This is a genomic window from Erysipelothrix anatis, assembly GCF_009828745.1.
GTDB classification, from domain to species: domain Bacteria; phylum Bacillota_I; class Bacilli_A; order Erysipelotrichales; family Erysipelotrichaceae; genus Erysipelothrix; species Erysipelothrix anatis.
In genome coordinates this window covers 50363-68850 of record NZ_WTSX01000012.1, presented here as the reverse complement: position 1 = coordinate 68850, position 18488 = coordinate 50363, and the positions used below count along the sequence as shown (strand labels likewise).

General features: G+C 38.1%; 22 protein-coding genes. 3 read left to right on the top strand and 19 right to left on the bottom strand.

Features of this window, described 5'->3' with window-relative positions:
- On the top strand, positions 1-398 hold a 398-nt coding region (locus GVV19_RS08915; protein ID WP_159645879.1), incomplete at its 5' end, for an IS30 family transposase.
- Positions 399-462: 64 nt separating this feature from the next.
- On the opposite strand, the gene hemW is transcribed toward GVV19_RS08915, so the two are convergent.
- From hemW to fmt, 5 genes are read right to left on the bottom strand one after another with little or no spacing between them, the layout of a single operon-like run.
- Positions 463-1563, bottom strand: coding sequence for a radical SAM family heme chaperone HemW (gene hemW / locus GVV19_RS08910; protein ID WP_159647110.1), 1101 nt, complete (start codon positions 1561-1563; stop codon positions 463-465).
- Positions 1553-1813 (bottom strand): MazG nucleotide pyrophosphohydrolase domain-containing protein, encoded by a 261-nt coding sequence (locus GVV19_RS08905; protein WP_236261719.1) that lies wholly within the window; start codon positions 1811-1813, stop codon positions 1553-1555. The genes hemW and GVV19_RS08905 overlap by 11 nt, the downstream gene beginning before the upstream one ends.
- Positions 1806-3608 (bottom strand): translation elongation factor 4, encoded by a 1803-nt coding sequence (lepA, locus tag GVV19_RS08900; protein WP_159647108.1) that lies wholly within the window; start codon positions 3606-3608, stop codon positions 1806-1808. The genes GVV19_RS08905 and lepA overlap by 8 nt, the downstream gene beginning before the upstream one ends.
- Entirely contained in the window at positions 3605-4123 is a 519-nt protein-coding gene (locus GVV19_RS08895) for an ECF transporter S component (RefSeq protein WP_159640081.1), read from the bottom strand. Before GVV19_RS08895 ends, lepA begins: the two co-directional genes overlap by 4 nt.
- The gene (gene fmt / locus GVV19_RS08890; protein WP_159647106.1) at positions 4120-5046 is read right to left on the bottom strand and encodes a methionyl-tRNA formyltransferase; all 927 of its coding nucleotides are present in this window, start codon (positions 5044-5046) and stop codon (positions 4120-4122) included. Before fmt ends, GVV19_RS08895 begins: the two co-directional genes overlap by 4 nt.
- Before the next feature lie 124 nt (positions 5047-5170).
- On the opposite strand from fmt, the gene rpsT reads away from it, so the two are divergent.
- The gene (gene rpsT, locus GVV19_RS08885) at positions 5171-5431 is read left to right on the top strand and encodes a 30S ribosomal protein S20 (RefSeq protein ID WP_159638164.1); all 261 of its coding nucleotides are present in this window, start codon (positions 5171-5173) and stop codon (positions 5429-5431) included.
- A gap of 41 nt (positions 5432-5472) precedes the next feature.
- Here rpsT and holA read toward each other — a convergent pair whose 3' ends face one another.
- The 13 genes from holA to cysK form a co-directional block, all read right to left on the bottom strand.
- Positions 5473-6411 (bottom strand): DNA polymerase III subunit delta, encoded by a 939-nt coding sequence (gene holA / locus GVV19_RS08880; RefSeq protein WP_159647104.1) that lies wholly within the window; start codon positions 6409-6411, stop codon positions 5473-5475.
- Positions 6405-8108 (bottom strand): ComEC/Rec2 family competence protein, encoded by a 1704-nt coding sequence (locus tag GVV19_RS08875; RefSeq protein ID WP_159647101.1) that lies wholly within the window; start codon positions 8106-8108, stop codon positions 6405-6407. Before GVV19_RS08875 ends, holA begins: the two co-directional genes overlap by 7 nt.
- Before the next feature lie 80 nt (positions 8109-8188).
- Positions 8189-8497 carry a ComEA family DNA-binding protein gene (locus GVV19_RS08870; RefSeq protein WP_159647099.1) on the bottom strand — a complete coding sequence of 103 codons (309 nt, stop codon included), beginning with the start codon at positions 8495-8497 and terminating at the stop codon, positions 8189-8191.
- Positions 8498-8503: 6 nt separating this feature from the next.
- On the bottom strand, positions 8504-8662 hold the full coding sequence (locus GVV19_RS08865; RefSeq protein ID WP_159647097.1) for a hypothetical protein: 159 nt from the start codon (positions 8660-8662) through the stop codon (positions 8504-8506).
- Between the two features lie 45 nt (positions 8663-8707).
- Positions 8708-9178: a transcription elongation factor GreA gene (gene greA, locus GVV19_RS08860; RefSeq protein ID WP_159638156.1), complete on the bottom strand. Its 471-nt coding sequence runs from the start codon at positions 9176-9178 to the stop codon at positions 8708-8710.
- Positions 9179-9200: 22 nt separating this feature from the next.
- Positions 9201-9830: a uridine kinase gene (udk, locus tag GVV19_RS08855; RefSeq protein ID WP_159638154.1), complete on the bottom strand. Its 630-nt coding sequence runs from the start codon at positions 9828-9830 to the stop codon at positions 9201-9203.
- Between the two features lie 8 nt (positions 9831-9838).
- A complete protein-coding gene (gene mltG, locus GVV19_RS08850) occupies positions 9839-10900 on the bottom strand; it encodes an endolytic transglycosylase MltG (RefSeq protein ID WP_159638152.1) in 1062 nt (353 codons plus the stop codon).
- Positions 10890-11228 carry a DUF1292 domain-containing protein gene (locus tag GVV19_RS08845; protein ID WP_159640066.1) on the bottom strand — a complete coding sequence of 113 codons (339 nt, stop codon included), beginning with the start codon at positions 11226-11228 and terminating at the stop codon, positions 10890-10892. Before GVV19_RS08845 ends, mltG begins: the two co-directional genes overlap by 11 nt.
- Before the next feature lies 1 nt (position 11229).
- The gene (gene ruvX / locus GVV19_RS08840) at positions 11230-11664 is read right to left on the bottom strand and encodes a Holliday junction resolvase RuvX (protein ID WP_159638148.1); all 435 of its coding nucleotides are present in this window, start codon (positions 11662-11664) and stop codon (positions 11230-11232) included.
- Positions 11664-11924, bottom strand: coding sequence for an IreB family regulatory phosphoprotein (locus tag GVV19_RS08835; RefSeq protein ID WP_159638146.1), 261 nt, complete (start codon positions 11922-11924; stop codon positions 11664-11666). The genes ruvX and GVV19_RS08835 overlap by 1 nt, the downstream gene beginning before the upstream one ends.
- Positions 11925-11970: 46 nt before the next feature.
- The gene (alaS, locus tag GVV19_RS08830) at positions 11971-14589 is read right to left on the bottom strand and encodes an alanine--tRNA ligase (protein WP_159647095.1); all 2619 of its coding nucleotides are present in this window, start codon (positions 14587-14589) and stop codon (positions 11971-11973) included.
- 260 nt (positions 14590-14849) lie between these two features.
- A complete protein-coding gene (locus GVV19_RS08825; RefSeq protein ID WP_159640060.1) occupies positions 14850-15470 on the bottom strand; it encodes a TrkA C-terminal domain-containing protein in 621 nt (206 codons plus the stop codon).
- A 54-nt stretch (positions 15471-15524) separates the two neighbouring features.
- Positions 15525-16454, bottom strand: coding sequence for a cysteine synthase A (cysK, locus tag GVV19_RS08820; protein ID WP_159647093.1), 930 nt, complete (start codon positions 16452-16454; stop codon positions 15525-15527).
- Between the two features lie 136 nt (positions 16455-16590).
- Between cysK and GVV19_RS08815 the strand changes: the two genes are divergently transcribed.
- Positions 16591-17016, top strand: coding sequence for an RrF2 family transcriptional regulator (locus tag GVV19_RS08815; RefSeq protein ID WP_159638138.1), 426 nt, complete (start codon positions 16591-16593; stop codon positions 17014-17016).
- A 1-nt stretch (position 17017) separates the two neighbouring features.
- Here the strand turns inward: GVV19_RS08815 and GVV19_RS08810 are convergent, their stop codons facing one another.
- Positions 17018-18340 carry a hemolysin family protein gene (locus tag GVV19_RS08810; protein ID WP_159640054.1) on the bottom strand — a complete coding sequence of 441 codons (1323 nt, stop codon included), beginning with the start codon at positions 18338-18340 and terminating at the stop codon, positions 17018-17020.
- Positions 18341-18488 lie beyond the last annotated feature (148 nt).

Here is an 18488-nt window from a genome sequence, read left to right as displayed (position 1 = left end):
GTTCCAGAATGAATTGGCTGATCAAGGCTGAGTATCGATTGGACTATTACACATCCTCATTAATTAGAAAATTTATAGAAGAAAACAAAATAGTGACGAAATCAATAACCGTTGATAATGGATTAGAATTTAACACAATGGGAATTACTGCAAAACGACTCGGTGTCAAACTTTATAAATGCGATCCTTACTGTTCTTTTCAGCGTGGTTCCAATGAACGAGCCAATGCGATAGTTAGAAGATTTATACCGAAAGGAAAGTCACTTTACAGCATTGGACAACAATATCTAGATGACATTGCCTTTAAAATCAACTCAATGCCGCGTAAAATATTTGACTTTAAAACTGCTTATGAGATAGAATTTTTAAAAATGAATAGTGGTGCGGTTGAGATTTGATAAAAGAAAAAAGTAGATATGTCTTAGACATGTCTACTTTTTTTTATTTAGAAATGAACTGAGGTTAGTCGTTAAGAATATCCATGAATGGCAACAGCACATCGTCAAGCATGATGAATCCATTATCTGTGGTAACAATTCGGTCAGCTTCAACAGTGAGTAGTGATTCTGACACTCCTTGAGCTATCGCCTCTTTAAAGATATCAAACATCGAGATACCAAAACGCGATTCAAATCGAGCGAAGGTAACGCCATCGCGCATTCGTAATCCCATCATCATAAACTCAAAATACTCATCTTCACGTGAAAGCGAAATTTCCTCTTTATATGCATCTTTTTGCAGATATTCAGCAAGACGAACTGACCACGTACGACGGTAACCGTCAACTTTCATACTTGAACCCGGGCCGAGTGCATAGAAATCCTCGTAACGCCAATAGACTTGATTGTGGCGGCTACGAGCACCCGGCTTCGCAAAGTTAGAAATTTCATACTGTTCAAAGCCTGCCTCTTTCATGATTTCCATACATAGAAGAAACATTTCTGTTTCGAGTTCGATAGGCACCTGTTTGACGCCGCGACGCCCAAATAGTGAATTTGGTTCAACTGTTAACGCGTAGATTGACACATGATCGGGATTCAAGGCAATGACATCCATCATCGATTCCTTAAAACTTTCAATTGTTTGTCCTGGTAGTCCATACATCAAATCCAATGAAACATTTTGAATTCCAACTTGACGTAACAATTTGAGGCCTTTTTCGACATCATAAAATTTGTGGTGTCGGCCAATCGCTTCTAGCAATGTATCATTTGTGGTCTGAACACCTAAACTCATCCTGTTAACACCGTAGTCATACAACATCTGCACATTTTCAAGAGTTAAGTTCTCTGGATTTCCTTCAAAAGTCCACTCATAGTTTTCAGCTAGATGCGGTTTCAGTGCTTGAAGCAATGCTTCAAGCTGATCGTTCTCTAACGATGTCGGGGTACCCCCGCCAACATAGATTGTTTCTAAGTTATTGGGTAGCGCATTAATTTGTTGAATTAAACGAATCATAAAATTATCGGAAATTTTACGACCATACTTAAAGCGCGTAAAATCGCAGTATCCGCATATATGATCACAGAACGGAATATGTACATACAATGCTTTAATACTCACGTTGCATCACCTCTTTGATTTTTTCATTGATTATTGTTTCGACATCAAGTTGCTTATCAATGCAAATCGATAATGCGTACATGAGGACATCCGCAAGTTCTTTTTCAAATGCCGCTTCGGATTCTTGAAGACTGTCTTTGAGTTCTTGCCCTTCTTCAAGTATGCAATCGACCATAAACGGAATCGTATCGGTTTGATCCCATCCAAAGTGCTCGCGCATTTTTTGAATGTCTTTGAGAACTTTATTCATCATCCATTGAGAGAACAGACATAAAGGCTTCTTGTGGAATTTCAACACTACCGACTTGCTTCATGCGTTTCTTACCTTCTTTTTGTTTTTCAAGAAGTTTCTTCTTACGAGTGATGTCCCCACCATAACATTTAGCAATAACGTTCTTACGAACAGCTTTTATGGTTGAGCGTGCAATAATCTTTTGGTTAATTGCTGCTTGAATAGGCACCTCAAATTGTTGTCTTGGGATAAGTTGTTTCAGTTTTTCTGTAATAACCTTACCGCGGTTATGGGCAAAATCACGGTGAACAATTGTGGATAAAGCATCCACAATTTCGCCATTAAGTAAGATATCCATTTTTACAAGTTTTGATTCTTGATATCCAATGAATACATAATCGAACGATGCATATCCTCGGGTTGAAGATTTTAGGCGATCAAAGAAATCAAAAACAATTTCAACAAGCGGCATATGATAGATAATATTCATACGTGTCGCATCTAGTGCTTGCATATCGACATAAATTCCACGTTTATTTTGGCATAATTCCATAACTGAACCAACATATTCCGATGGCACAATAATTTCTGCTTTCACATATGGTTCCTCAACACGTTCAATCACGTTTGAGATTGGCATTTTGGACGGGTTTTCGATTTTCATCATATCCCCATTTGTTAAGTAGACATGGAATTCTACTGATGGCGCGGTAGCAATTAAATCAAATTGATATTCGCGTTCTAAACGCTCTTGAATTACATCCATATGCAATAGACCAAGGAAACCACATCGGAAACCAAATCCTAACGCTTGAGATGTCTCCGGTTCAAAAACCAACGATGAATCGTTAAGAGCCATTTTTTCAAGTGCTTCACGCATATCTGTGTAACGTTTACTATCGATTGGATACAAACCACAATAAACCATTGGGTTTAACTTACGGTATCCTGGTAGTGCTTCAGCAGCTGGATTCTCGTCAAGTGTTATCGTATCACCAACTTGAACGTCCTTAATCGATTTGATTGATGCTCCAATCCATCCTACTTCCCCAGTTACAAGTTCTTTTTTCTTCACTTCTTTTGGTGTTCTAATTCCTAATTCGGTCACTTCAAAGACGGCACCTGTTTGCATAAAACGAATTTCATCGCCTACTTTAACGCTGCCTTCTTCGATTCGAACATACGCAATAACTCCACGGTATGTATCATAAATTGAATCAAATACTAAAGCTTTGAGCGGTGCATTGATGTCACCACGTGGTGCTGGAATTTTGGAAACAATTGCTTCCAATACTTGGTCAATGTTTAAACCTGTCTTCGCTGAAATTAATGGAGCATCACTTGCATCAATACCTAAGACATCTTCAATTTCTTTTTTTACACGATCTGGGTCTGCAGAAGGTAGATCGACTTTATTGATAACGACCATAATTTCCAAATCATTTTCAATTGCAAGATATGCATTCGCTAGTGTTTGAGCTTGAATACCTTGTGTTGCATCAACTACAAGAATTGCACCCTCACACGCAGCAAGTGATCGCGAAACTTCATATGTAAAGTCGACGTGACCAGGCGTATCAATAAGGTGGAAAATGTACTCTTCCCCATCCTTCGCAGTATAGCTCAGTTGAACTGAGTTTAATTTAATCGTTATTCCACGCTCACGCTCTAAATCGAGTTGGTCAAGCAATTGTTCTTGCATGTCGCGTGTCGCAACAGTTTGTGTTTTCTCTAAAATACGGTCCGCCAGAGTTGATTTCCCATGGTCGATATGCGCAATAATTGAGAAGTTTCTTATGTTTTTTTGATTCATGAATCGAGACTCCTTATATGCCCAATTAGTTTACTAAACTTTGGATATAGAACCGTCGCCAAGCCTGCTGAAATCAGCCCTTGAGGAATGTTCATTGTTAGCGAAGCTATGCCTGCTTCGAGGCTTTGATAAATAACTGCATCCACAATTCCATATGATAAAGCCATCGCTAGACCCGCGGCAAAAAAAGGAACTGCGTATTTCTTTGTGGTTAGGAATCGTTTTAGTAGTAAAATAATCACCACTTCAAACGCTTTAATGAATAATGTGAACAATGCATATTGTGGATATCCTAAAAAGATATCGGCAATTGCAGATCCAACTCCAGCAGCAAATAAGGCACCACGAACTGGAAGCAAAATAACTGACAACATAATCATTGCATCACCCAGGTTCATATATCCGTATAGTGGGACTGGGATTTTAACAATCATCGTAGTTGTTGTAATCACTGCTGTCGTAAGCGCAATTAGTGTTAAGAGTTGGGTTCTTTTGATTTCATATTTTTCGTTCATTCAAATGTTCTACCTTTCCATGTACGGCCAATGCCGTTCGCAAAATCCTTTGCTGAAATTGCAGGTTTCCCTGCCGGTTGAATTTTATGAATAACGACACTTCCATCAATGCAGGCAATACGAACACCACCATCACTTACCTCAAGAATCGTTCCTGGGTCAGCATTCGGTGTGTTGTATTCAACACTAACTTCGTGAAATTTTACAGTGTTTCCTTCAAATACCCCATAACCAACAGGCCACGGAATTAGCCCGCGGATATGGTTATAAACATCTTGTACCGGTCTGTTAAAACTGACGAACTCATCATCACGTTGAATCGTGTACGCTAAGGTAACACGGTCTGTATCTTGAGGGATAAACTTAAGCTCGCCATCAAGATAACGCTTCAAGTCGATGTGAATTAAATCTTTCGATACTTCCATCAGTTTTGCCTCAACATGACCCATTGTATCATTTGCCCCAATTGGAACAGCCCGTGATGTTAACATATCACCACTATCCATTCCAACATCCATAAGCATAAGTGTTACACCAGTCTCTTCTTCCCCTCGAATAATCGACCAATGTATCGGCGCACCACCTCGGTATTTAGGTAGTAATGACGCATGAACATTCAGACATTTATATTTTGGATAATCCAGAATAACCTTTGGTACAATTTGACCATAAGCACAGGTTATGATTAAATCTGGTTCATAATCTAAAACAGCTTGAAAATCACTTCGTATACGTTCAGGTTGTAAAACATCAATGTTATTTGCGATTGCTAATTCTTTGATTGGTGAAGCTTTTAGCTCACGTTTTCGTCCGAATGGGCGATCGGGTTGTGTCACAACAGCGACAACATCATAGTTGTCATCAAGTAGTTGTTGAAGCACTACACATGAAAAAGGGGTCGTCCCCATAAATATTACTCGCATTTTATCACATCCTAGGGCTATTATAGCATGCTTTACGGCTAAGTTAAAAGTTATATCTTTCAATGGATTATCACTTTCTATGTTTCGAAAAATGTTATGATTAATCCACATAGGAGGTGTGTTTATGCCACAAATTGAAAGTCAAAAGAAACGAGTGTTGACGACACGTAAAGCTACAGCAGCTAACAAACGTCAAAAGTCGTCATTACGTACTACAATGTCAAATCTTCGTCTTGCTGTTGAAGAGGGTCGTAAAGACGATGCGGTTGCATATTTCAACCGTGCAAACGAATTACTTGATAAATCAATTACAAGTAATATCCATCATCCAAACTACGTAAGTCGTCAAAAGTCGACACTTGCTAAACTCATTAATACTATCTAATTTATAGTATCTATAAAAAACAAAAGCCGTGTATCGGCTTTTTATTTTTTTATTTGCAAGAGAAAAAGTTCAAATGCGATGTATTGGTCAATCTTTCCTAACTTAACGTTTTGGTCTATTTCCGCAAGCATATTAAGTAACATTAAAACACTTCGTGAATCGCGTATTTGATTTCTAATTAGGAAGGCTGCTTGTTTCGAAGATATTTCTAAAATCTCACTAATCGTGTTTGCCATTAAATGTGCTTCATAGAGTGCGCTAACTTGATAAATGCGTCGAAGACTGAATGCTATGAGACCAATGAGCGATAGTGGATCCATTTTTAATTCGAGGAAATCTTGATATAGCGCAAACGCTTCCGTAACATTACGATCTAAGATTGCATTGGATAATTTAAACATCTCGCTCTCAAAAGGGCGAGACACTAAAACATTAACGTCTTCTTTTGTGATGGGGCGCCCCAACACGCTAAGCTTATTTAGCTCTGATTCAAGCTGAACGAGGTCATTCTCAATTCGTTGTACCAACAATTGGATTGCCGCTTCTTGAATTTGAATATTTTGAGCTTTAATGGCATCTCGGATACGTTGATTGATAAGTCCAACATCGACAGTGTCAAGAACATGGTTCTGCGCATGCTTATCTAAGAATTTCTTTATTTTTGTTTTAGCAAGTGGTTTTTTATCAAAAATTATGACGATTCTGACTTCTAGTGAGGATCGTTCCAAAAGCTGTATGAGCTCTGCTTCCGGAGCTTTTTTCTGCTCTTTATCACGATGTGAAAAAACAACAAGTTTGTTACCGCCAAAGAGCGAGAACGTCATTACTGCTTCTTCGAGCTGATCGATGTGAAACTCTTTTGAAGCCATATCAATTTTAACAAGATCAAAATCACCATGCTGCCCACGATGTTCATTTTCAATACGTTTTATGTGTTCCTGAATTTGAAATCGGTCAGTACCGTAGATTACATCTAACATTTTATCACCGGTTCTATTATATCAAATGTATGTTTCTTTGTAAGTACTACATGAAAAATAGAATTGATATAGATTGTTATATCCCCATGTGTTTCTGTATGCAAGTAAGGGATACGCCGATTATGTAGCTTTCTTAACACTTGCTGATGCGGATGCCCATATGTTGATTTCTTCGAACTAATTACTACATATTTCGGTCGTGTTGCATCTAGCAATATATCCGATGTTGAGGTTTTTGAGCCATGATGACCCAATTTTAATACACTTAAGCAGCCAACCAGATGATTTTTAGCAATAATCTCTTCTTGTGATTGATAGGCATCACCCGTAATTAAGACGTTGTACGGCAAAACCAAAATTCGAGAATTTTCGTTACCTTTCGGAAATGATTGTTTATCTAAGATAGTATCTGCTAAGACCACTGGTTCTGTTTTGTGTGTTATTGCTTTAAGATGGAACCTCTGCTCTATGAATTCTTGATTCCCATTGTGATCATTATCCGGATGCGTGATGACAAGTTGATTAACATTAACGACACCCTGACGCGTTAATGCTTTAAGCAATTTATATTTAGCCGACGCTTTTCCAGTATCAATTAGCGTCGTGTAACTGTTAAAGGGGTACTGGACTAAAGTGGCATCCCCTTGCCCAACATCAATAAACGTAACGCGATAAAATGGATTATAAACAATAAAAATAGAAACAAGAAGCAACGTATAACAGAATTGTTTATGACTCATTTGTCGATATAAAAGTATCAAGCCAATAGCAAGCATTCCATGCAACTCACCAACAATAGCAAAACGATTTGTAAACGCGCTGTTCAAGTTTGATTCAATTGCATTCATGAGTGAAAGAGCAATATTCTCGATTCCCGGACATAAAAGTGCAAGAATGGCAAAAGCATAAACGAGGCCATAGATATAACGAATCCACCGAAAGCATAAGTGTTCAATTATATTGTTGCGATAAAATAGAGCCTGATAGAACATGAAGCGCACAAGCGTCGGCGAAAGTCGTTCCCAATGTCTTCCAATTCCATGTATAAGCTCTACACCATAACACATTATAAATGTCGGGGTTAACAGACTATTTGGAAACAGTGTTAAGATCAAAATAATTTGGGCGTGTATTGGTAAGAATGACTTCAATACAAGTCGCGCTGTGGATAAACGAAAACCAAAAGCTAAAACAATTACACAGCTCAAGACTTGATTCATCAGCAATGCTCGATATGTTCCAATCCACCTTCGAAAAAAAGTGTAAACAAGTAGTAGAAAACCTGATATGTATACCGAGACCAATACGCGCCAAACGTGCACATCACTGCCGATACCATAGAGGACATGTTGCAAAATAGAAGAATACTTAACACGATTCCATATCCACGACCGTATACCCATAGAAGTTTCAATTTTAATCAATTTCGCATTATTAACACTATAAACAACACGCTCAGAAGTTATGGGTATTGTTTCAAAATTACCATCAACTTGAACTGTGTCCCCAATACTGACATCGTAAGACCCGTTTACTCGATAACCTTGGTAGTTGTCGTAGATAATTATTGAATGTGGCTGGATGCGTTCAACATGGCCAACAACATATGTAGTAACGGGTAGGGAATTTCGAGATAAGCAGAAAACTAAAATAATCGCTATAAAAAACAACGTTCGATAAGAATAGCATCGATACATCGGCATCACCATAAGGATAGCTAACATTACTTGTAGTGTTACTTCACCCTCAAAGACACATAATATAACGAGCGAGTATGTTACAATCCGATAAAAGGAAGAAGTTTCTCGAATTTCTTAGCCCCCATTCCCTTTACCGATTTTAACGATTCGAGCGTTTGAAAAAATCCAAACTGAGTACGATAGTCAATGATGTCTAAAGCCATTTTAGGGCCGACGCCTGGTAATGACTCTAAGTCTTTTGCATCCCCATGATTAATTGAAATTAAAGCTTGTTGCTGTTTCACTGGTATAGAAATGACATCTCGATGGCTCAGAATTCTTTCCGGATTAATCTTTTGGAGGTCAACATCGTTGCCTAGTTCTACCTTAGTAAGTAATTCGCGCATCGTCGCTTATGGTTCCATTTTAATAGGAAAAGCTTTTTCGTTATAAATCACAGTTACCTGTATCTCTTCATGACTTACTGATTGCATTCGCTTTATATCTAAAATATTCCAAACACCTGTCCCAACGACTGCACCTAAAACTATAAAAAAAAGAATACGTTGCATACTATCACCTATTTCTAAGTGCGTATGTAATGCAACATATCCTAATTATTTAATTTTTAAAATTTTAACTTGGTAAGGTTCTTCAACATTGACTTCAACGATATCACCTTCTACTGCTTCAAGCATTGCTTGAGCAAGTGGTGAAACGTTGGAGATTTTACCATTTTCTGGATCGGCTTCAACAGATCCAACGATATTAAATGTCTCTTCTTCGTCAATACCCATATCCAAAATTGTTACTGTGGCACCAAGGCTCACCGTTTTGTGTTTTTTCTTACTTGATGTATCAATAATTTCAACTTTTGAAATTGTTGCTTCAAGCTCGCGTACGCGCGCTTCAACGCGTGCCTGACGGTCACGTGCTGCATCATAGTCAGCATTTTCGGACAAGTCACCTTGTGCACGTGCTGCTTTTAAGTCTTCAATTACTTCTGGTCGTTCTACTTCAATTAAATGACGAAGTTCGCGATTCAGCTCATCAAGACCTTCCTGAGTTACTGGAATTCTTTCTGTCATATTATCACTCCTTGTTTTTGAATTATAACACACTACTATTTATGATACTACTTATTTTGGTTGTTAACAAATCAATAGCCACAGTATTATGAGCTCCCTCTGGGATAATAATATCTGCATGGCGTTTTGATGGCTCAACAAATTGATCATGCATTACACGAACTGTACTTACATACTGCTCAATGACGTGATCCATTTCACGGCCACGTTGATTTACGTCACGCTTCAGACGTCTAATGAAACGAACATCTGCTTCTGTATCAACAAACACTTTGATGTCTAGCATTTCACGCAGGCTATCATTGTCTAATGTCATAAGACCTTCAACAACAATAACGTCGCTTGGCATTAAGTCCTCATAAAATTGACTGCGGGTATGATTCATAAAATCATACACAGGTTTTTTAATTGCTTCTCTATTTTTTAATTTTTGAATATCACTTACAAGCAATTCCATATCAAATGCGAACGGATGATCATAATTAGTATTCAAACGTTGTTCCATAGGAACATCAGTTTGGTCATTATAATAATCGTCCATACGGATGATTGCGACGCTATTAGTTTCTTTGTAACATTCTTTTAATTTCTTTGCGATACTAGACTTTCCAGAAGCACTTCCTCCGGCAATTCCGATGACAATTGGGTCCATATTTCCTCCTAATATCCAAGTAGTTCCTTACGAACGACTTCATGTTCTTCATATGTTTTTTGGTAATGTACTTTTCCATCTCCATGAACATCTGCGATAAAGAAGATATAATCATGCTCAGCATAATCTAATGTTGCTTCAATTGCTTTGATTGATGGATTTAGAATTGGCCCCGGTGGCAATCCTTGATTCAAGTATGTGTTGTAAGGTGAGTCTGGTTGTTCTGATTCACAATCTTCCCAATTTTTAAAATCGTAAAGCGCATAACATACGGTAACACTTGATTCTAATTTAATATCTTGTTTCAAACGGTTCATGAAGACACCCGCGACCATTCGCATATCTTCTTCAGTACTTGCTTCGTATTCAACAATCGATGCAAGTGTTGTGAGTTGATATGGTGTGAGGCCAGTTTTCTCGATGCGGTCTTTATATTTTTGATATTGAAGATCTGCATTTGCGACGAGTAATTCTGTTATTTCTTTTTCACTCGCTTCGATATTAAATGTATATGTATTTGGATACAAATATCCTTCTAATAGAACACGCGCATCTTTATTGTTCAATAATTCTACAGGTAGTACCTCATAGTATTCCATTAATCGTGCAATGTATTCTTTATCATTCCATAATTCAAGTAATTTTTCTTGAGACGCTGTAGTATGTTGCGAAATTTTCTTTGCCATATCTTTCGCCCAACTACCTTCAACGAGCATAATGTTTACTTCGTCTGGTGCAGCATTGGTTTCATCGCTTAGGTATTCGAGAATTTCTTTAGTACTCCATGCTTTATCAAGTTCAAAGTTTCCTTGGAATGTATCGCCATAACCGGACACTTTCGCTTGAATATTCGCAAAGAATGATGATTTGATGATTCCTTGCTCCTCTAAATTACTGAGAACTTCTTTTTGAAATTCTCCTTCTTTTATTTGGAATAATACTGGATCAGTGGATGATGCCACAGGTTTGGTATTTATGTTGTAGAGAACAGCAAACATAACACCAGCCGCTACAAGTAAACTTACAACGGCTGCTATTACTTTAATTGCTGTTTTTGACCTAGTGTTCATGACTGTGATCATGGTCATGGTCATGATCGTGATGATGATCGTGGTCGTGGTCGTGGTCGTGATCATGATCGTGTCCTTCTTCATGCTTAATGATAAATGCGTTGAATACTTCTTCGATCATTTCCCATTCTTTTTCATCAGTAATGCTTTCTAATTCACCCTCTGGTGTATAACTAGATACGAATACTTCACCTGACTCATCTTCAGGATTGATGTAAAGGACGTATGATTTGTTGAATGTATCATCTTCAAATGTGAAAAGGATATCCATTGCTTGTTCGGTACCGTCATCATTGATGACGATGATTGTTTTTTCATCTGTATTCATTTTATTTTCCCTCCAGGAATCGTTGTCTATCGAGGTACGATTGCAGAATTTGAACTGCAGCCAACTGATCGACTACTTGTTTTCTTTTTTTACGTGACATGTCTTGGTCAATAAGGACGCGGTTTGCCGCAACACTCGTGAGACGTTCATCCACAAGCGTAACCTTAACATTAAACCAAGTTTCTAATGTGTTTTTAAAATCTTCTGATAATTGCGCGCGGTCTCCAACATCATTGTTCATCATTTTGGGATAACCTAGGGCAATATTTTTTATGCGTTCTTTTGTAATTAGTTCTTCTAGCGGAGCCTTAAGTTCGTCTATAGACTCTTTATAATAGAGTGTTGCAACTGGGTGCGCATACATTCCTAACGCATCCGACATTGCAACCCCACATGTTTTAGAACCAAAATCTAATCCTAATGCTTTTCCGAGCATTACTTCTCCTCGAGATAGAAACGCACTAGTTCTTCAATGATTTCATAACGTTCAACTTCTTGAATCGTATTTCGTGCGTTTTTGTGTGAAGAAATATAAGCGGGATCATTTGAGATTAAATAACCAGATATCTGACTGACAGCTTGATAGCCGCGGTCGTCAAGAGCCTCTTTTACTTCCTTAACAATTTCTTTAATTCTTGCTTGACGAACTACTTCAGAATTATAAGCCATTGTTTCTGCTACATTATCTTTAGACATTTGTATCACATCCTTTGTTTCTATTTTATCGTATCACTGTGAAAAATTAAAGGATAATCCCTACTTTATTGTAGATTTCGCCTTTCGCATCACTGAGTTTGCTTAAATCTTTACCACCCGCTTGTGCGAAGTTTGGACGACCGCCACCGTTTCCGCCAGTTGTGACAGCTGCAAGTTTTGCTAAATCACCAGCCTTAAACCCTGCTTTAATTGCATTTTCGCTTGATCCAGCAACAAATACGAGTGATGATTCTTTCTTGTTTACTGCAACAACAATATCAACACTGTTTCGAACGCGTTCGACCATATCTTTTACGAAGTCAACATCTTGATCATCTAATTCGATCCACGAGAAGGATAGTCCAGCTTCGTTGCTTAGTGCATTCGCAATGTGATTTTGTGCTTGAACTGCAATAATTTCTGAAATCATCGCTGCGTATTTTCCTTCAAGGTCTTTCATTTCATCAACCATTTCATCGATTCTCATTTTTAATGTTTTTTGCGGTGTAAGGTGCAAGGTATCGCGTAAAACAGCGACTTCATGTTCATAAGCTTGATATGCTTCCAAGGCACCTTTACTTGTTTTACCTGTTATACGACGAACTCCTGAGCCCACACTTTCTTCAGAAATGAGTTTGAATAAACCGATTTCTCCGGTTCCTGTTGCATGAGTTCCTCCACATAGTTCTATTGAAACATCGCCCATTGAAACAACACGAACAACATCACCGTAGTTTTCTGAGAAAAGTGCCATCGCTCCCATTGCCTTAGCTTCATCGAGTGGTTTTTCTTCCGTAATGATTGGGAGGGATGCAGCAATCCATGCATTGAGTTGATCTTCAATTTGTTTATGCTGCGCATCTGTAAGTTTGTCAAAATGTGTAAAATCAAAACGGAAGTATTGATCATCGACATAAGATCCCGCTTGTGTAACGTGGTCTCCAACAATGTCACGCAACGCAGCTTGCAACAAGTGAACTGCAGAGTGGTTCTTACGAATTAAAATGCGACGTTCTCGGTCTACCTTTAAAGTTAGAATCTGCCCAACTTCAAGTGTTCCTTCAATATTCACAAAATGAAGGTTTTGCCCTCCGTTAGCACGTTTAACATCCAATACATGACCGTGAACAGTATCTGAAGCAAGCACTCCAGTGTCAGCAACTTGGCCACCACTTTCAGCGTAAAACACTGTCTTATCAAAGATAACATGACCTTTCCCTTCGAAAGATGTCACTTGTTTTCCATCAACAAACAATCCGATTACTTTAGCCTGCGTTTCAAGAGCGTCATACAAAAATTCACTTGGTTCTTTGAAATTCATGATATCTTCTTGTTGAGATCCCATTGATTCAGATTTTGTTCGACTTGAGCGTGCGAGTTCACGTTGTGCTTCAAGACTCACTTTAAATCCTTCTAAATCAACTTCAATGTGGTGTTCCTGAGCAATTTCTTGTGTTAATTCAATTGGAAATCCATAGGTATCGTAGAGTTTAAAAGCAACAGCACCTGGTAGTTTGTCATCTTCGAGATGTTCAATTGTATCCAACAATAATTTTTCACCACCACTTAATGTTTTTGCAAAACGTTTTTCTTCATTAAGAATCAATTCTTTAATCATCTCTTGACGATCTGTTAGATATGGATATGCCGGTTTCATGGTATCTACTACAACATCCACCAATTCACTTAAGAATAAACCTTCAATATTGAGAACCTTACCGAAACGAACTGCACGACGTAAAAGACGTCGAAGAACATATCCGCGTCCTTCGTTTGAGAACAGTGCGCCATCAGCAAGTGTAAAGACTAATGAACGAATATGATCCGCAACGACGCGATATGCCATCACATTCTCTTCGTATTTAATATCTGTCAAATTCGAAATTGCTAATAATAATGGTTGGAAAAGATCTGTTTCAAAGTTAGTATCTGTTTCTTGAACAATACTTACAAGTCGTTCAAACCCCATTCCAGTATCAATGTTTTTCTGTGGTAATTCTTTGAACGTCTCAATGGGTTGACCTTCTACAGCATCAAATTGAGAGAACACAACATTCCATACCTCGACATAACGATCATTTTCTAAATCTTCGAAAAAGAGTCTTTCACCGATGTTTTCGGGATCATATTTTTCACCACGGTCATAGAAAATTTCACTATTCGGACCACTTGGACCATTTCCAATCATCCAATAGTTATCATCGGTACGTAAGATTCGGGCAGGATCTACACCGTGATCATTTACCCAATAGTTGAATGCATCATCGTCAAGTGTATGTACACTAAAGTATGCTTTATTAACATCGAGTCCTAACCATTGGTCAGAAAATAAGAATTCGTATGCATATGCAATTGCTTCTTTTTTGAAATAATCTCCAATAGAAAAATTACCCATCATTTCAAAGAATGTATGGTGACGAGCAGTACGACCTACATTATCAATATCATTTGTACGTAGGGACTTTTGAATATTTGTAATACGCGGATTTTGTGGTTTTACAGAACCGTCAAAGTAGCGCTTTAAAGCTGCAACACCTGAGTTAATCCATAGCAATGTATCATCATTAATTGGAACAAGGGGAGCCCCTGGTTCAATCATATGGTTCTTTGATTCAAAGAATTCCAAGAACATTGTCCGTATTTGTTGACTTGTTAGTTGTTTCATTGTTTCTTCCTCCTGAATATAAAAAAAACATCCCCAACAGGAACGTTTTCACGCGGTACCATCCTGATTTATACTAGCCGTATACACCTCAATGTTTTTAACGCAAACACTACGGGGTACACGACCCATCTGTCAAAGGAGCACTTTTATTTATTCCACAAGATGTTTCACCAACCCATCTCTCTCTTAAGAAGAATTTAATATAAGTATATCTTTGGTACGATTTTCTCTTTGATTTTATCACAAAAAAAAGGCTATGCCTAGCCTTGTACCAACATTTCAACCTTAATCACATCTTGAATATGTCCGACAACCACAAGAACATCTTGTGCTTCAAAAACTGCGTCTGGACCTGGTGACAACATCATCTCTCCCTGTCGGCTAATTGCAATGATTGTCATATTCGTAATTTGGTAAAATGACGAACTGCGAATACTCTTACCAACTAGTTTGGACGATGGATCAATGTTGTACTCAAATCGTCTTAGGGGATCTGACGATGCAAAACGACTGGAGATATCCATTATTTCTTGAATCACATTGTTGATTTCTACATCAAGTTCATGACGTTTATCCATTAGAGACGTCAGTTTATGTTTTAAGGCCGTCGCATCATTTACCGATGCATTCCCATCTAAGTAGGCAAGCGCCTGAACCTTTGTACCAACAATGACACCGTAATTTGGTGCGACTTCGACGACATTTTCTTCCTCAAGTAGATTGATTGCTCTACGAATTGTTTCGGGAGACACTGCATATTCACTCGATAGTACCGAACGTCCAGATATACGTTGCCCTTCTTCAAAATCATTACGCGCAATCCGGGCAGCAATATCCATTGCAATTTGTTGATAGCGTGGTTGTTTCTTCATATCTTTCATTCGGTCACCTCTTCTTTTACTAATATATCAAAAAAGAACTGTTAATAACAGTTCTTACTCTGCAAACATTGGTGTTGAAAGGTAGCGCTCACCCGTATCAGGTAAAACAACTACAATTGTCTTTCCTTTGTTTTCGGGTAGTATAGCAAGTTTCATTGCAGCACTAACAGCCGCTCCTGAAGATACCCCAACGAGAAGTCCTTCTTCGCGTGCTAATCGGCGTCCCATTGCAATTGCTTCATCATCAGTAACTTTGGATATTAAATCATAGATTTTTGTATCTAGAATTCCAGGCACAAATCCAGCACCGATTCCTTGAATTTTATGAGGTGATGGACTTTCACCACTTAATACTGCTGAACTTGCAGGTTCTACTGCAACAACTTGGATATCAGCATTCTTTTCTTTAAGGAATTTTCCAGTTCCGGTAATCGTACCACCTGTTCCAATTCCAGCGACAAGAATGTCAACTGTGCCGTCGGTATCATTAAAGATTTCTGGTCCAGTTGTTTTATAATGCATTTCTGCATTGGAGTAGTTTTCAAATTGTGAAGGGATAAATGCATTATCATACGACCCCTTGAGCTCTTCAGCCTTCGCAATCGCACCTTTCATCCCAAGCGGACCTTCAGTTAATACGACTTCTGCACCGTACGCCTTTAAAAGATTACGGCGTTCAACACTCATCGTTTCAGGCATCGTAAGGATTACTTTCATTCCAAGAGATGCCCCGATTGATGCGAGTCCAATACCTGTGTTTCCACTTGTTGGTTCGATAATAACGGTGTCTTTATCGATAGCACCCTCTTCAAATGCTTTTGTAAGCATCCCTAACGCTGCGCGATCTTTCACACTTCCGCTCGGATTGAAGTATTCAACTTTAGCGTAGACATCAGCAACTGCACCTTCTGTTTTAGAGATATTTTCTAGTGCAATCAGTGGTGTATTTCCAATTAATTCACGTATGTTTTTATAGATTTTCATTTTAAACCCACCTTTTCGATATGTTAACTATGTTTTAAGTATACCATACCGTTTATCGGTTCGTAAACTGAAATGGTTAGAATGATTGACATTAATTTTCAAAACGAATAACATAGTGAATAAGGATGTGATAAAAATGAAATTATCCGCACGTACACGTTATGGCATTGCAGCCTTAACTTATATGCATATCAACGACCAAGAACTTACCACTCTAGTAAATATTGCAAAACACCTCAATATTTCTAAGATTTATCTTGAACAAGTCTTTTCGAGTTTGAAACAAGCCAACCTTGTAGACGCTGTGAAAGGTCCCGCAGGTGGTTACTATTTAAAATCTAATAATTGTAATATGTTGAATATCTTACTTGCTTTGGAACCTTCACTTTTTGAAAAAACACCACCGTCAACAGATGATGATGTTATCAATCGCGTGTTATGCACACATTTGTATACACCTTTGGATCAGTCAATTCGTGAACGCCTCGAAGCGATTCGATTAAAAGACATCGCCGAAATCATAAAATCTGAGTCCGGCGATGCCATAATGTATTATATTTAGATTAATCTTGCAAGTCGTCTTCGACTTGCTTTTCTTTTGTCACGCGGACTTTCGCGATAACCTTCTCATCGAGTTCGATAATAGAGAATCGATAGCCGCCAAAGACAGTATCAGACTCATCATTGATAACGTCTTCCATAGTTGGAATCCGGCCAAGTTCACTTACAAGGAACCCACTAAGTGTATCGTAGTCATCAATCGGTAAACCAATATCCAATACATCTTCAAGTTCTTCAAGATCAACAAGACCTTCGACAAGGTATTCCCCTTCATGCACTTCGACAATTTCGTTGCCTTCCTCGTCATCATACTCATCCATGATATTTCCCATGATTTCCTCAATAAGGTCTTCCATGGTTACAATTCCAGCCGTTCCACCGTATTCATCGATAACAATGGCCATATGCATTTTGACATTTTGAAGTTCTCTAAAGAGTTCATCAATTCGTTTTGAATCGGGAACATAGTAAGGTTCGCGAATTAATTCTTTAATATCAAACGGTTTTCCGTTTGCTTCTTTAACGTATCGAAGTAAATCACGCAAATGGATAATCCCAATGATTTTATCAATGCTATCGTCGTAGATTGGATAACGCGTAAAACGTTCTTCATCCACGAGATTCATAATTTCTTCAAAAGTACTTGTTGCATCGATACCAACTATATCTGTACGGTGCGTCATAATATCTGACACTTCTTGGTTGTCAAATTCAAAGATGTTATTGATCATTTCTTTTTCATTGAGATCAATTTCTCCTGCGTCAACCATGATTCGGATTTCTTCTTCCGTTACTTCTTCTTCCGCAGCATGTGGATCAATTCCAACTAAACGTAAAATTAGGTTGGTCGACATTGACAAGAACTTAACGATTGGTTTCGTAATTTTTGAAAGTATCGAAATTGGGTAAACTACAAAAAATGCAAATCCTTGCGGATTGGTCATCGCAATTCGTTTTGGAACAAGTTCTCCAAATACAAGCATCAGATATGATGTCAATAATGTAACTGCAATCATAGCCCCTGGTTTAACAACGGCTGGTGTTAAGTTCGCATTCGCTGTAATCCAATCTGTTAAGACTTGCGCAAATGCTTCAGACGCAAATGCCCCAGATAAAATACTTGCAAGTGAAACACCAATTTGGATGGTTGATAAGAATTGGTTTGGGTTTTCTTTTAAAGCTAAAACCGTAGCCGCCTTCTTATTTCCTTCCTCTTTCATTTGTTTAAGTTTGTTATTGTTAATCGATACGAACGCAAGTTCGCTTCCTGCAAAGAACGCATTAAGCATTACCAATACAAGTAACATTACTATTTGTAAACCCATATTATGCCTCCTCCTTTATAAACAAAAAGGATCTGAACGCCTTCTCCACATCAATTTTATGATTTATTATATTTAAAATAAAACACGTAGGACTACAACTGTCCTGGTCACTGTTTTCCACAAACAATCCTCCATTAATATATTCTAC